The organism is Sphingomonas sp. BAUL-RG-20F-R05-02, assembly GCF_022662305.1.
Classification (GTDB): Bacteria; Pseudomonadota; Alphaproteobacteria; order Sphingomonadales; family Sphingomonadaceae; genus Sphingomonas.
The window spans coordinates 1-14,228 of sequence record NZ_JAKNQH010000033.1; the positions used below are offsets into that span (position 1 = coordinate 1).

Genomic DNA, 14,228 nt, shown 5'->3' on the forward strand with positions numbered 1-14,228 from the left:
AACGGTTCGTAAGAAGGTCTCGTGCCGCGACTGCGAAACCATTAGCCAGCCGCCCGGGCCCTTCCTTGTCGTGCCGCGTGGGTGGGCATATCTGAGCTTCCTTGCCATGCTGCTGTTCGAGAAGTATGGCCAACTCCGAGCTCTCAACGCTAATGCGAGTACCCTGGTAGCGCGCTACAATCGGTCAGCATCTCCCGCAACTCCGCCAGTGTTGGATTGGGCTGCTGCTTTCAGGATGAAGGCGGCATGGTCCTCGATCTTCGCTGTGCGCCTATTACCGCGCCTGATCGTCGCCGCCGGAGCGTCCTGAAAGAAAAAGAGAGCGAAATGGGTTCTTGCGGGGATTAAAACCTAGTAATCCATCAAGTCCTGCCTTTTGTGTAACAAAATAGGCAAGTAGGCTGGCGTATACTCCAAACAGCGTTCCAACGATAAGCTCTTCCGTCACCGAGCAGATATGTAGCGCGTTTGCCAGCCTAGGAACTGTTGCAAGAGCGAACGAGTGCATTAAATAGATCGGCAAAGAGGCTTTTCCTAAAGCCGATATATGCTTCCCAACCGTATTCGTTCGCACAATCAAACTCGCGAACGACGTAAGCATGGCCACTCCAATCAGCGACAACGGAGTAAAGAAGATTGGCGATGGATCGGCAAAACCCGAGCGGATCGCGAGCGCACAGCCGACACTCCAAAAGGCAGCGAGCAGCAAAGAATTTAGCTTCTTACGGCGGATGATTGGCAGCACTGGAAGCCCCCTTGACGCAATGGCAAAGCCAATAGCGAAGTAGGGCATCTGAAAAGCGGTTTTCCCTGCGATGCTAAGGCGGATAAAGTCCGACGCTATTGTCGCGAAGCCGGCAGCGCAAAGAGCAATAGCTATAAAGCTAACCGGCCGGCGCTTCAGCGCGACAGATACAAGTTGCATGACTAACAAAGCATACAAGAACCAAAGTATGTTTATGGGCCTCCACCAAACATTAATTAGATCGTTTAACGTGACATGATGATTAATCTTTGTTAACCTTGCCATGAAATGATGAATTATAAAAGTAACACACGACCATATAATATAGGGATATATAATATTATACCATCGCTCTACAATATACGAGAATGGCGCTCGTCTCTGAAGGGATGTAAAGGTGAAGTATCCTGCAACGTAAAAGAAGGCAGGCATGTGTATGGAGTACAAGCAAAAATCTAATGCGCTTAAACTTTGCTGCCACAGCTCTGCACGGCCATCTAATATGCCACGATTAACGTGGCCAAGCACGACTAGAACGATCGCAATGCCGCGAAGTACGTCGGCGGCCGGATCCCGAACAATCTCAGATTTCATGTCGATATTCCGATCAGATCCGTACATCACAGGGCGCTTATGGCAGTCTGTACGACCTGTCATATCGTCCGGAAGAAAGCATTAAATTCTAATTATTTAGCAATCTATTAATGAAAGGTAAGGCATGGTTGGCGATATCATTGCAATTCCCTTTGCGCTTCTCGCCACGCAAGTTATAGCCGACACGATCCCTCTCGTGAATGGCCCGCTGTCAGCTCGGCAAGCTGACATTCTCGGCACTAGCAAGGCGCTGGTGCAGGCGACCGCTGTTGATGCGCTGACGTGCTTCGACAGCGTGTGCCGCATGACCGGTCACCAGACGACCCTCTCGGCGGGTGCCGCGAAGTTACAAGCGTTCGGCCCAATTAAGGGTGTCTACGCTCTGAACGCCTATAGCTATCAGATGATGGACGACTTGCCTGGTGTAACGGCCCCACCCGCGCAAGCCGCGCAGACTATCATCCCGCCTGTCACGACCTCCGCTCCGCTTTATGGCATTAATGTGTCGGGGGGCGAGTTCGCCAATATGGACAAAGGCCAGTTCCTGCCTAAGCCGACGGACCTCGAAGCCTATTATGCGGTGGGTTATCGCATGTTTCGCATTCCGCTGAAGTTCGTCCAATTCGATAACTCCGCGGCGAAGCTGATCGCGCTGGCAAACAAATGCATCAAGCTCGCAACGCCGTGCGTGTTCGAGAACCACTCCTACGCGTGGCCTACGCCGACTGTGCAGATCGCCCAGGTAAGTAAAGCGGATAGCGTCCTGCCGAAGTCGCCGCTCATCCAATATGGCTTGCAGAACGAGCCGAACTTCAAGGATTGGGACCAGTGGGCGAAGGATGCACAGGCAATCGTCACAGGCGTTCGTGCTGTCGGCGTCACCCGCTTCCTATGGCTTGACTATCCCGGTTCTAGCGGCGCGCAGCGCTTCGACAAGGGCGACCGCGCTCCAAAGGCTTGCGCCTCGGCCGCATGCGCGATGGCGAAGCTGTCGGGCGGGACGATCGTCGATCCGCTGCACCGCACCGGTCTCGACATTCACCGTTATTTTGACAGCAACGGCTCCGGTTCGAGCATGAACTGCGACAAGTATGTAATGCTCGCTTCAGCCGCGCGCGCCGCCGTTCCATTCGGCATGCCGGTGATGTACGGAGAATATGCCTTCGCCAACGATACAAACATTAAAAATACATGCGCCGCACTCGCACCTTCGATAATGCAGGAGATCAGGGACTCGCCCAACCTTTACGGCGTGACGCTTTGGGGCGGCGGCTCTCGCTGGGGCAGCTATATGTTTCGGGCGTTGCCAAAGGCGAACTCCCCGTACATCGAAATGACAACAGGACGTTGACCTGCGGCCGGTCCGCTGAGTTACAATGCGCGATTGCTTTTCGACTTCACGACCCACAACGACGGTCCAGGAAACCTATGTGCGGGTGGCTGTAAGCATTGCAACTGATCGAACTTTAGGGACTGCCGCACCCAGCGCCTCGTCAGCAACGGTTCGGGCGGATCGCAGCGGATGGTCCGTCCGCACCCCTGCCTCCAGATTGATGTACGAGACAGCTTTCCTGAACGCCGGTCTGTTTCCCGCATCCTGCAACCTCAGATCACATCCCTCCCTGAGCGCATGGCGTCTACGCACGCTACGCCACCGACTTCTTCGATAACCCGCTAGGGTGTGTTGACATAGTGGATTCCCAATCGGGCTGAAATCTGATTCAACGCTGCCTTTTTGAGGCGGCATTGGAGCGGGGAGATCTGTCAGACGAGGAGTCGGCAATCATCGGATCGCTGCTGCCCTCGGAGCGCGGTCGCAAAGCCCGCCCATCGCACGACAACCGCCGGTTCTTGAACGGCATGCTGCACGTGTTGCGCGTCGGCTGCCCCTGGCGCGACATGCATGAGCGCTACGGGAAGTGGAACTCGGTCTACGTCCGCTTTCGGCGTTGGGCCGAGCAGGGTGTATGGAACGCGATGCTCGCCACGCTGGTCGATCTCGGGCTGACCGACGACTGGCAGCACATGATCGACAGCACGATCGTCCGTGGCCATTCTCAGGCAGCGGGCGCTAAAGGCGGACCTGTAAGGAAGGCTTTGGTCGAAGCCGCGGCGGCTTTACGAGCAAAATCCACGCCCGCTGTGACGGTCAGGGACGCCCTCTTGGCTTCGTCGTGACAGGCGGCGAGGTGTCGGATTACCGGGCCGTGCCCGCGCTGCTCAACATGCCTGTGGCCAAGCCCAAAGCCCTGCTCGCCGACAAAGGATACGACGGTGATGCCGTGCGCGAAGACCTGCTCTTGCGCGGCATCCTGCCAATCATCCCGCCCAAGGCGAACCGCCGCGACCCCGCCGCCTACAACTTCTGGCGCTACCGCGATCGCAACCAGGTTGAGCGTCTCTTCAACCGACTGAAGCAATCCCGGCGTATCGCCACCCGCTACGATAAAACCGCCTCATCCTTCCTCGGCTTCCTGTCGCTCGCGGCCGCCAGGCTCTGGCTAGTCGCCTATGTCAACAGCTCCTAGCGTTTCAATCTATAGCGTGGATTATAAAGTGCAGTCTCCGGAAACCGCGGCGGCTATTTAAGTCAACTTGGCCGAGGTTCGCGCTACGGCCGCTTGACCATCTTTTTAATGCGATCCCGAAGCTTCGGAGAGAGCGCCTTTCGAAAGGCCGCCCGCGCGATCATCGTCCGTCGTTGTTCGCGCGGGACAAGTCTAAAAGCTAGCCTAAATTTGCCTTCCACGGCCAACCGAATGCCGGCCGACAGGATGCCGTCAGCATAGATATTATAGAATTCGCGATCTGGAAGAATTGGGTCTTTAACTAACGCTTCCAGTATGTAGTCGATATCTGAAGCGGTCGGCTCAAATGGTCTATAATAACATGTCTCAATGAGCTTTGCGGCAAGAGAAGAGTAAAACCACCTTTTCTCTGCCTCTCCGCGCAAAAGCGGTTCGCATACTTTATAAAGGTCAATCAACTCGTCTTGTGTGTCGATCAACCTTTGCAGATCGGCAGTGAAATCGATATCTGGCTGCCACCGTCGCCGTCGCTGCGCAGACAGCGCAGAAATTTGCGTCCAAGCCGACATCCGCCTACCCGAAACGATAGATTTAGATGAGATCGAATCTCCGTGTATCCTGTAGTCGCCAAGCACTTCTTGCATAATGTGCAGAGTACCTATTTTGCGAAGGCGCCAGTAAAGGTCAGTATCTTCCGCGACCGAGAGCAGGCGGTAACCGCCTGCAGCTATGTACGCTTCCCTTCTCATCATAAGAAGCGGCTGCATGATATAGGGCTCGTTTGCTGGCAACGACTCATCGTTCACCAACGCCATGTTCTTAGCACGCGTCACGGTGCCAATCGGACTATCATCTTCGCGAATATGGCGAGCTAGGGCGCTGACCGCTACGCAATCCTCGTTTGCTGCTAAATAAGCCAGTTCTTTTTCGAAGCGATCTGGATACGAGATGTCATCTCCGTCATGGCGTGCCACAAATGGTGCATCGCAAAGGCTCATACCGGCGTTAACCGCTGCTACGATCCCTGCATTTTTTTGATACTTGTACACAATGCGAGGATCGAGTTTTTGCGCCGTAAGCACAATGTCCCTTGTATTATCGGTAGATCCATCATCAACTATAATAATACGTATATCATCGAAGGTCTGATTTTGAATGCTTGCTAGAGTCGCTGGAAGATACTTGCCCGTGTTATAGACGGACATCACGACATCAATTTTTGGCACAGCCAGTCCCTAGATCTATAAGCCGGCAAGCCGACTGCGAGGTGCTGTATAACACGTGGCTGACGCTGCAACCACAATTGTGGCGGTCCGATCGTCATATCGTATTTCGAGCCTGCTCGCTGGTCCGGGTATCGCCGCGCCGAAGGTCGGACACATTTGGGCAGTCACATCGACGTGTCGGCTGGAGGATTGACGTCCTCCCTGTTTTCCATCCAGTTTAAGTGAGAGTTTCCGGCTTTGAGAAGCCTGCGGGCAAGGAGCTGGGCCATAAAGAAGTCGAAGTACACAGACGAGCAGATCGCGTTCGCGTTGAAGCAGGCGGAGACGGGCACACCGTTGGCGGAGGTGATCCGCCGGATGGTCATCTCGGAGCAGACCTTCTACCGCTAGAAGAAGGTGTACGGCGGGTCGGCGTTGGAGAGCTGCGGCATCTGAAGTTGCTAGAGGAGGAGAAGCTCAAGCAGCTGGTTGCGGACCTGAGCCTGGGCAAGCACATCCTGCAGGATGTTCTGGCAAAAAGCTCTGACGTCTGGGCGTCGGCGCGAGCTGGTCGCGCACGTCCAGGCGTCCCATCAGGTAAGCGAACGGCGTAGTTACGTCGTTCTCGGCGTCGATCGGTCGTCGGTCGAATACTTGTCGCGTTGGCCAGATCAGGTGCCACCGATGCTGCGCATCCGTGATCTTGTGGCGACGCGGACGCGATACGACTACTTTAAAGCGGTTTTCGAGCGAGCTGAGTCGGCTGGGATCCACATGTACGCGGTTTTCTGATTCACGATCCGTGCCGGCGAAGGAGGCCGGTATGGATGGGTCGAGCCCTTTCGCGCGATCTTCGCGACCGTGTGGTCACTGCTGTTGAGGGCGGTGTCTTGCCGACGGGCTGCCGAGCGGTTTGGGGTCAGCGCCCCGAGCGCGATCAACTGGCGCAGCTGGCTCTTCGCAACGGCATGATCGCACCCTGTGTGCTCGACGGGCCGATGAACCCCGATGCCTACCTCACCTGTGTACTGTTGCCCGAGCTCGCCTGCGGCGACATCGTCATCATGGACAACCTGTCGAGCCACAAGACATCGGCTGTGCGCGCTGCCATCGAGAGCGTCGGCGCCAGGCTCCTCTTCCTTCCGCCCTACAGCCCCGACTTCAACCCCATCGAGCAGGCCTTCTCCAAGCTGAAGGCGCACCTGCGTAAAGCCGCCGAGCGCACCATCCACAGCCAGTGGAATGCCATCGGTTGCATGCTCGACCTCTACTCGCCCCATGAATGCACCAACTACTTTGCGGCCTGCGGCTACGATGCAGGCTGATCGAAAACCGCTCTAGGATTACATCCTGCTGCGCAGAGAGGAATGGTTCGTGAACCACAAGCGGGTGTGCTGTTCGACGGTCGGCGGCTGCGGGCGCTGACGGTCGTCGATGCGTTCACCCGCGAGGCGCTGGCGATCAAGGCCGACGAGGGTATCAAGAGCGAGCAGGTGGTCGACGCGATGACGCCGATCGCGCTGTCACGTGACGCACCGCAGACCATCCGGGTGGACAATGGCCGGAGTTCATCTCGAAAGCGCTTGACCGTTGGGCGTACGAGAACGGCGTGACACCGAACTTCAGCCGGCCTGGCAAGCCGACGGACAATGCGTTCGTGGGATCGTTCAACGGCCGCCCATAGGACGAATGCCTGAGCACGCATTGATTCCTGTCGCTCGAGGACGTCCAAGCCAAGATCGAGGCTTGGCGGCGGGACTATAGCGAGAGCCGTCCTCACACATCGCTGAGTTGGCTGATGACGATCGAGTATGCTGCCGACGCGGCCAAGATCACCGCCGAATGAACGCCGGTTACTCACCCTCGGATTGGATGAAAACCGAAGAACCTCGTTCCGTGGTCCGACTCTAGCTCCAACTGGAGGGAAAAAACGGGGTCACGCCACAACGCGAACCTCGTCGAACTCTTAAAAGCCACAAACTTATGGTCCACCAGAAGCCAGCCAGCGTTCCTTGGGGTTGATTTCATTGCAAAAAGGCTAACATTGCAGCTGCAACAGCCGGCGGTCCGAAATGCTGTTCTTGGAAAGTTCGCGCTTCATCCGCGATCGACCGCGCGAGTGTCCGATCTTGACGAATTCGCTTGAGAGCGGCCGGAAAGTCGTCGATCGATTCAACCAGTAGAATCTGGCGCCCGTTTTCCAGATCGAGTCCCTCTGCACCCAAATTGGTAGAGAGAACTGGACGTCCATATGCCATCGCTTCTACAATCTTAACACGCGTTCCGCTGCCATAGAGTATCGGCACAATGACAAGATCGCAGTTCTGATAAAACCCCTTCAAGCTAGGCACGTTAGCATGTACGGTGACACCTTCCTTATCTCCAAGGGCGGTTACTTCCGCCGATGGATTGAAGCCTACGATATCGAACTCCAATTCAGGCATGGCGCGCTTCGATTCTGTCCAAGCATATTTCATAAACTCCATTAAACCATGCACGTTGGGTGGGAAACCAAGGTTGCCGACGAACAAGCATCTAAATTTCGAGTCCGCGAATCGCACTGGCAATGCGTCGCGAGAAACAACGTTCGGCACCTTGACGACATGAAGACCTTTAAATTGGCATGCAAGCGCCGAAACGTCTTCATCGGAACAGACGCTCACGCCATTCCAGCCTTGTGCGATGTTGCTCTCTTCACGAGAAATGAGGTAAGTGTCTAATTTTCCAAGAAGACGACCTTGGAAACCTTGAACAGAGCCGGTCTTTTCGTTTTCGCGCTTGCGAAACTTAGATAATACGTCATCAAAATCAACGACTTTTCGCTTTGCAGTAATAAGCTTTTGGTTGATCAACGACTGAACAATTGCCGCGCTTGTAATGCGACCAGCGAAAACAAGATCTACATCGCGCACTTTTAGCTGGCACGCTATGTTCTTTAGTATGCGATTTGAAAAATGTGGAGCCGAAAAGCTCCCAAATTTCGCAAAGTCAGCAATCTTCGGATGGAAAACCTTTAGGAGCTTTCTTTTGCGCCCGTGCCACTCATCGATCTTGATGCGAGTAATAGAGGCTACAAACGGGGATAGAGGTTCAAGCGGCGTCTGTATCGCAACGCTTGCTTCGGCATCGTGAATTAGAACGAAGTGTATGTCGCCGTAAGGCTGCAACGCCTCAACCAGCCTCCAAGCTCGCTGTGATCCGCCATGGCCTTCCGGGTTTGGTGGTAAAACCATCACGCACAGGATTTGTGGTCGTGCAACTGGTTTGATTAGTTGAGGCATGGTGTGCATTTGGTCAGCCTAAGCCGATTGGCTATCTAGAGGCAACAATCACGGTAACCGCGCTCCTATCAACAGGTAGATGTCACGCCTACCAGGCAGCCCTGCCGACTAAATTGGCTGATTATACAACTTTTCGCCGCTTGCGGAAACGCTCAGTCATGCCTGAAAATCTACTCGCAATCTCAACAAGCATATCCCGACGAAGTAGCGCGACAAGGGCAACATAGACCAGGCCCATCACAGTCGCAATAACCACGCACTGCAGGATCTCGCTTGATACGGCACCCGCAATCTTCGACGACATTATACCTGCTGAAGCTGCCACCGCAGAAAATATAGCAGGAACAAGATAGAACTCAGTAACGGTCTTCCAGGAAACTCGACTCTTCATGAGTATTATGTACGTCATTACCTGTGGCCATGTGAAATAGTACAATGCGACCGCCAAAGCGACCCCCATAGTTCCGTTTATCCAAGCGCCAAAGATAACGAAGGTGTAAAATATTGGCGCGGCGGCAAGGTGATACAAAAATCCTGCGCGGAACTCGCGCCTCGCGCTAAGGAGCGATCCACTTACCCAACTCATCGCGTCAAAAGGCAGCCCGACACTCAAAATTGCAACATATGGGACGGAGTTCATCCAGCGCTCGCCGAAAAGGAAGTGGAGCGCTGGACGCGCCAAGGCGGCCTGCAAAAAGCAGAATGGCATCACAAGGTAAGCCAGCAACCTGCAAGCGCGCACTACTGCAGCTATCTGCTTTTCGGGCTCGTTGCGGAACTGAGCAAGAGCAGGAAAAACGACGCTCGTGACATTTCCCGCCAGCATTCTTACCGGCTGAGCCGCAAATCTAAAGGCGAAGAAGTAAAATCCAACTTCGACCTTGGAAGCGATTAATCCTAATACAATATAATCTCCCTGCCCGACTAGTTCATTTAGAGTACGAGTGAGAAGAACAAAACTGCTGTTTCCAAATAGATAACGAAGTTGGTGAGCACGAAAGCGCCTATTGAGACGCGGAGCTGATCTTCTCCAGAACCAGACAGCCCTTAAAAAAGCGACGATTGGATATGGTAGCGCGAAAGCAAATGCTCCTAGGTGGAAGTACGCGAATATCACCGTCAGTATTTGAAGAGCAAATATATCGAACGTGTTGTAAACAGCTAAGAACCGGAAATCCATTTCTGCCCGGATGCGTGCGGTAGGTACCGTAGCTAGCGATCTCAGCGGGGTAGCAATCGCTATTGCCACAATAAGGCCTGTCAGACCGGGCGAATGGTACCAGCTCGCAGCAAACGGAGCTATGGCGAACATACCTAGCATTCCCGCGAAACTTATTCCCAGGCTAAGCCAAAAAGCAGGCGTTTCCCAGTAGGAGATCGCCTTCTGCCTCTGAAGGAGAACTTCATCGATACCGAAGCCTATAAGCGAATTTGCTATCGTCGTAACAGTCAGAGCGAGGCCAATGACGCCGAAGTCTTCCGGCAGCAGCAGCTTCGCAAGGATGAGTTGGGTGACAAAGCCGATCCCACGCGACGCAAGACTTTGCACAACGAGCCACAGGAATCCACTGGTAGCCGCTCGTCCCACTCCGGATGCCTTCGCCGTCGTCACGCGACATGTCTCGACACAAAAATTTCGCTCGCCGTTGGCATCATGCAAACCCCTTTGTGGGTTCTTTAGTTAGGGTAGTGCGCTACGTCGAGGCACCAGGTTGCTGGTTGTGCGCAGCCCCCTCCCGGGTGATCCGGTTTGTTAATTAGTGCGTTGGGGGCTTCCGAGCGATGAACAGCTCGACAAGGGCCGCCAACACGTCTTCGCGTTTCAGCTGACGTGCGACGGTCAGCGTTAGTTTCTGGACTGAAGCAAGCTGCATTTCATTTTGTGTTCGCTGATGAGGAGTACAGCATGGCGAACGCGCGAGTTCGGCGGACGGCACCTTTTGTCCTTGATGCCGACGAACGGGAAATCTCGATTGGCAGGACTGCCGGGCGGCGCATAACGCTCGATGTCGGAGAGGTGCCGCATCATTCTGCGCTACGCCGAGGGCATCCTTAGCTCGACTTCGTACGTTTACTGTAAGGTGTAAGTATAGAAGATGCTGTTGTTAGCGATGTCGAGGGCTTGATTGAGGAGCAAGACGCATCCTCCCATGTCGTCGATATCTTCCCATCTTCGCTGATGTGACCAGTAACCGAGCACTCGTACCGGCGGGTTTGAGCCGAGCTATCGGCGTCTCGATTGTCAGCAGGTAGGCGACCTGCCGACGATTGCTGAAGCTGCGGAAGAACGCCTCGGTATGCAGCACGCCGGCAAACTCGGGACCAGTGCCGCGCAGCTGGAGCAGCCAGGCGCTCGCTGGCTCAGGCGCATCATCCGTCGTCGCCTCTTCTCCAGCGTGACGCTGTGGGGCGGTGGGTTTCGCTGGGGGCACCTCCATATTCCGTACGCTGCCGACAGCAGATGGCGTGGTGGCTCCCGCTCACGGCATCAAAGTGCCAAGGTGTGAAGGCTGTCAGGCATTTACGAGGATATGGGAGAAACGGAGATAGAGATTAGCACGATCGGCTTCAATCTGGCCAAGAGCGTTTTTCAAGTTCACGCCGTCGATATCGAGGGCAAGGTGACGGTTCGCAGGTCGCTGCGGCGGGCGAGGTTCTGCCGTTCTCCGCCAAGCTGCCGCAGTGCCTGATCGGCATGGAAGCGTGCGGGACGTCGCACCACTAGGCGCGCGAACTGATCAAGCTCGGTCATGACGTTCGTCTCATGCCGCCCGCTTACGTGAAGCGCAGGAAAACCGACGCCAACGACGCCGAGGCGATCTGCGATGCGGTCGCGCGACCGACAATGCGATTCGTGCCGGTCAAGTCGCCCGAGCAGCAAGCAGCGCTATCGATGCATCGGACGCGCGACCTGCTGGTCAAGCAGCGGACACAGCTGGTCAACATGATGCGTGGTCTCTTGGCCGAGCTCGGGATCGACATTCGGTGCGGCTTCGAGCGTGAGCTGACCTTGGCGCGCGAGATTGCCGAAGGTCGCCTGCCCGACGTGTCGGCGGAGGCCGGCAAGATCCTCGCAGCCCAGTCGCAGCAGGCACTCGACCTCTACGTTCGGCTCCGCCAGATCGGCCGCGATCTGCTTGTTTGGTAACGGGGCAACGACGTCGCCAAGCTCCTCATGACTATTCCCAGCATCGGTCCGGTCGGCGCCGCGGCGCTAGCTGTCTCGGTAACCGGCCCGCAGCAGTTTCGCTCGGGGCGCGAGTTCGCCGCCTAGCTCGCACTGACGCTGCGGCAGGTCGCGACGGTTAGCGTGAAGGCGAGGCGAACTCGGGCCAGCCCTCGGAACCGGGCCTTGCCTCGCCCGGCTGCGGACTTCACCCAACCGAAAACCTTCTCAATCCGCTTGCGGATGCGGATACTCGCACGATAAACGGAGTACCGTGTCGTGCGACCGTCGATGGCGGAGCGCCGGCCGCTCAAATTCTGAGCGACGTGTGGAGTGACGCACCGCTCCGCAGATCAGCGACGAAGTCGCGGGTGTCGTATGCCCGGTCCGCCGCCAGCGTAATCCAGCGCGCTTCCGGACGCTCGACATCGTCGAGCCTCGCGACCGCGGTCAGGCCGACGAACCAGCGCAACGACAAGTTGCAGTCTAGCCGCTCCTTAATTTGCCGCTTCGAGCGGATGCCGTGGAACAGCTGCAAAAACAGGGCTCGCAACAGCTTCTCCGGCGCAATCGAGGGCCGACCGATCCGTGACGATACCGCCTCCGGTCCCGAACCGATGTAGGCCAGCGCCTCGTTCACCAGCCCACTGATCGCTCGAAACGGATGCCGCGCCGGCACCCGCTGCTCCAAATTGACGTAGAAAACAGCTTGCCTAGCCGCTTGTCCGTACGCACGGTATCGACCCCGTATATCGCGTGCTGACACGATTAATCATCTCATGCCGCCATAGCCAAGCCCTCTCTCAGCAGCCTTTAACAGTATACAGGCACGGCCAAATTCGCCACATACAAATAATGTATGGTGGCATTGTCTTCGCCTTCCAGCTCTCGAACCTAGAAATATCCATGTTCAGTCTTTAATAAATTTTCCTACGATACTATTTCGCTTTACTAGCCTTGTCTTTATCAAAAGTGGCATTAAGTATCTATTTGAATGAGTCAGCTTTATGACCGGCGGTGTGATAGTGGGTGCGCTCATCCGACAGAGCAACGTTGCTATCTTAACGCGGTCCCACTTCGAAATTTGCTGATAGAAAAATGGTGCCGCCTCAGCCTTACGCAAGTAAAGAGATGGATTTAGATTACGCGTTACGAGTTGCTGAGCAAGGTACACTATCAGATATTCCGGCCGATTTATGCCTTGCTTTAGGTCAGGATAAACTTCCATAGCAGACAAATTTTTAAAATAGCCGGCGCTGCCATTGTTAAGCACCTTCTTAAACTCATCTCGCCAAGCCACGATATACTTGTTCTTCGGAGCGCATGCGAGAAACCAACTCTCAATTATTGGATAACGATGATCCGTTGTCTCTGCATCTCTGTAAAAAGCAATCAAGTCTGACGCGTGTTGGTCAAAGGCCTTGTAGACCCAAGAGAAGCTCTCATTAAATATGCATGTCGCATCAAGCCATATGCCGCCATATGCGCTTAATAGTTCTAAACGTACAATGTCGCTTTTGTGGGATAGCGTAATGTCGTCACGTTCAAGAAAATCAGCGTTGATATACTGTCCGACATTTTTCTGATCTAGTAATCTGACCTCGACGTCAGGATTAAGGCGTTTGACACGGTTAATCGTTGCCTTGACTAGCGCAGGCTTGTCTTCGCTGTTCCAAAACAGCCAAGCTATCCTGGGTATCGAAAGCCCGCTCTGGACTGTTTCGCCGAGCACGATCGTATCAACCCAACCTTCGAAGGGCGGAAGATCTCGCGCCTTCGCCCCAAACCAAACGCACTTTACGGCATCTTTCCAGAGCCTGAGATCAGCTTTAAGGGACAATTTAACCTCCAGTGCGTTCGAAAGATAGTCGTGCCGGCAGCACCGAATCTAGGCCTATTTTCGGTCGCGCATGGCGTACTCAGCTTAGCGCTTGAATGGAAAATTAATTTGGGCCCTTCGTTCGCACGTTGATCCAACCGTCATTAACGGCGGGCTTCACACACAGCTTATAGTCGGGGAGCAACCCAGCCTACTAGCAGTGCCGAGGTTCACGCCAAGAACGACTCACCGCCGGATTTTCTAGGCCGATACATCTGCAATGGGCAGCGAGCCGGGTAAACGGATGAGCGGGTTAGAAAAACATAAGTAATCTGCCGAGCCTCGTCGACTGTTGGTATCTGCCTGATATTACAGTGCATTTCTCTGCTCCAAAGGCTGTCGTCGACGATGTCGCCGTATATGATAGTCGGAGAAAGCAACAGCGCGAATACCGCAACCCTCAGCCGCGATTTAGGACAGATCACCCAAATTGAGACCTGTGCGCGGGTAGTTGTAGACACAGTGTTTGATCGCTGATTCATCCGTTTCCTCCAGAGGAGAGCAGGCAGTAATGCATCGTTCGATAGGCCGGAAGCGGTTTGGTTTTTGCTGAGTGCGGGCGCTCGGCGTCTTCGCGCGACATACTTGCCTAACTGATAGATTGGCGATCGGTCGGTGCGCTTCTTGATCCGCTTTATCCAGCGTCCAAAGGTGAACCCGCTTGGCCGCCGCTGGCTATGTTTAGGGCGCTTCTTATCGGCTTGGTACAATCTGTCGGACGTGAAGCTGGCTGAAGCGCTAGACCATTTATCACGCGCCGGGCGCGGAGGCAGCTGAGGGTGTTCGAGGCGGGCCTCTAGGCCACACCCTATCCCGCAATCGGCCAGAGC

Annotated in this window: 9 protein-coding genes and 5 pseudogenes; 7 read left to right on the forward strand and 7 right to left on the reverse strand. The window is 55.1% G+C overall.

Annotated elements, in window-relative coordinates; translation table 11 throughout:
• Window positions 1–274 precede the first annotated feature (274 nt).
• Window positions 275–1,339 (reverse strand): acyltransferase family protein, encoded by a 1,065-nt coding sequence (locus L8F97_RS21605; RefSeq protein WP_242154710.1) that lies wholly within the window; start codon window positions 1,337–1,339, stop codon window positions 275–277.
• Between the two features lie 124 nt (window positions 1,340–1,463).
• Here L8F97_RS21605 and L8F97_RS21610 point away from each other — a divergent pair, with 124 nt between their 5' ends.
• The 3 genes from L8F97_RS21610 (at window position 1,464) to L8F97_RS22760 (ending at window position 3,867) form a co-directional block, all read left to right on the forward strand.
• Window positions 1,464–2,690 (forward strand): cellulase family glycosylhydrolase, encoded by a 1,227-nt coding sequence (locus tag L8F97_RS21610; RefSeq protein ID WP_242154712.1) that lies wholly within the window; start codon window positions 1,464–1,466, stop codon window positions 2,688–2,690.
• 395 nt (window positions 2,691–3,085) lie between these two features.
• Window positions 3,086–3,517 carry an IS5 family transposase gene (locus L8F97_RS22755; protein WP_277925132.1) on the forward strand — a complete coding sequence of 144 codons (432 nt, stop codon included), beginning with the start codon at window positions 3,086–3,088 and terminating at the stop codon, window positions 3,515–3,517.
• Window positions 3,469–3,867 carry an IS5 family transposase gene (locus L8F97_RS22760; protein ID WP_313932080.1) on the forward strand — a complete coding sequence of 133 codons (399 nt, stop codon included), beginning with the start codon at window positions 3,469–3,471 and terminating at the stop codon, window positions 3,865–3,867. The genes L8F97_RS22755 and L8F97_RS22760 overlap by 49 nt, the downstream gene beginning before the upstream one ends.
• Before the next feature lie 83 nt (window positions 3,868–3,950).
• Here L8F97_RS22760 and L8F97_RS21620 read toward each other — a convergent pair whose 3' ends face one another.
• Together L8F97_RS21620 and L8F97_RS21625 are read right to left on the reverse strand one after the other, a co-directional pair.
• On the reverse strand, window positions 3,951–5,093 hold the full coding sequence (locus L8F97_RS21620; RefSeq protein WP_242154714.1) for a glycosyltransferase family 2 protein: 1,143 nt from the start codon (window positions 5,091–5,093) through the stop codon (window positions 3,951–3,953).
• A 164-nt stretch (window positions 5,094–5,257) separates the two neighbouring features.
• Window positions 5,258–5,458, reverse strand: a complete 201-nt coding sequence (locus tag L8F97_RS21625; protein WP_242154721.1) for a hypothetical protein — start codon at window positions 5,456–5,458, stop codon at window positions 5,258–5,260.
• On the opposite strand from L8F97_RS21625, the pseudogene L8F97_RS21630 reads away from it, so the two are divergent.
• The 3 pseudogenes from L8F97_RS21630 to L8F97_RS21640 form a co-directional block, all read left to right on the forward strand.
• A pseudogene (locus L8F97_RS21630) lies at window positions 5,361–5,810 on the forward strand (transposase); the annotation flags it as partial. The gene L8F97_RS21625 and the pseudogene L8F97_RS21630 overlap by 98 nt on opposite strands.
• Before the next feature lie 224 nt (window positions 5,811–6,034).
• A pseudogene (locus L8F97_RS21635) lies at window positions 6,035–6,397 on the forward strand (transposase); the annotation flags it as partial.
• Window positions 6,398–6,466: 69 nt separating this feature from the next.
• Window positions 6,467–6,918: pseudogene (locus L8F97_RS21640) on the forward strand (integrase core domain-containing protein); the annotation flags it as partial.
• 178 nt (window positions 6,919–7,096) lie between these two features.
• Here L8F97_RS21640 and L8F97_RS21645 read toward each other — a convergent pair.
• Together L8F97_RS21645 and L8F97_RS21650 are read right to left on the reverse strand one after the other, a co-directional pair.
• Complete coding sequence (locus tag L8F97_RS21645; protein WP_242154716.1) at window positions 7,097–8,362, reverse strand: glycosyltransferase; 1,266 nt, start codon at window positions 8,360–8,362, stop codon at window positions 7,097–7,099.
• A gap of 112 nt (window positions 8,363–8,474) precedes the next feature.
• Window positions 8,475–9,965, reverse strand: coding sequence for a lipopolysaccharide biosynthesis protein (locus L8F97_RS21650; protein ID WP_242154717.1), 1,491 nt, complete (start codon window positions 9,963–9,965; stop codon window positions 8,475–8,477).
• A 934-nt stretch (window positions 9,966–10,899) separates the two neighbouring features.
• Between L8F97_RS21650 and L8F97_RS21660 the strand changes: the two are divergent.
• Window positions 10,900–11,624: pseudogene (locus L8F97_RS21660) on the forward strand (IS110 family transposase); the annotation flags it as partial.
• On the opposite strand, the pseudogene L8F97_RS21665 reads toward L8F97_RS21660, so the two are convergent.
• A pseudogene (locus tag L8F97_RS21665) lies at window positions 11,624–12,270 on the reverse strand (transposase). The pseudogenes L8F97_RS21660 and L8F97_RS21665 sit on opposite strands and share 1 nt — an antisense overlap.
• Window positions 12,271–12,429: 159 nt before the next feature.
• Window positions 12,430–13,359 carry a glycosyltransferase family 32 protein gene (locus L8F97_RS21670; protein WP_242154719.1) on the reverse strand — a complete coding sequence of 310 codons (930 nt, stop codon included), beginning with the start codon at window positions 13,357–13,359 and terminating at the stop codon, window positions 12,430–12,432.
• Between the last annotated feature and the right edge of the window lie 869 nt (window positions 13,360–14,228).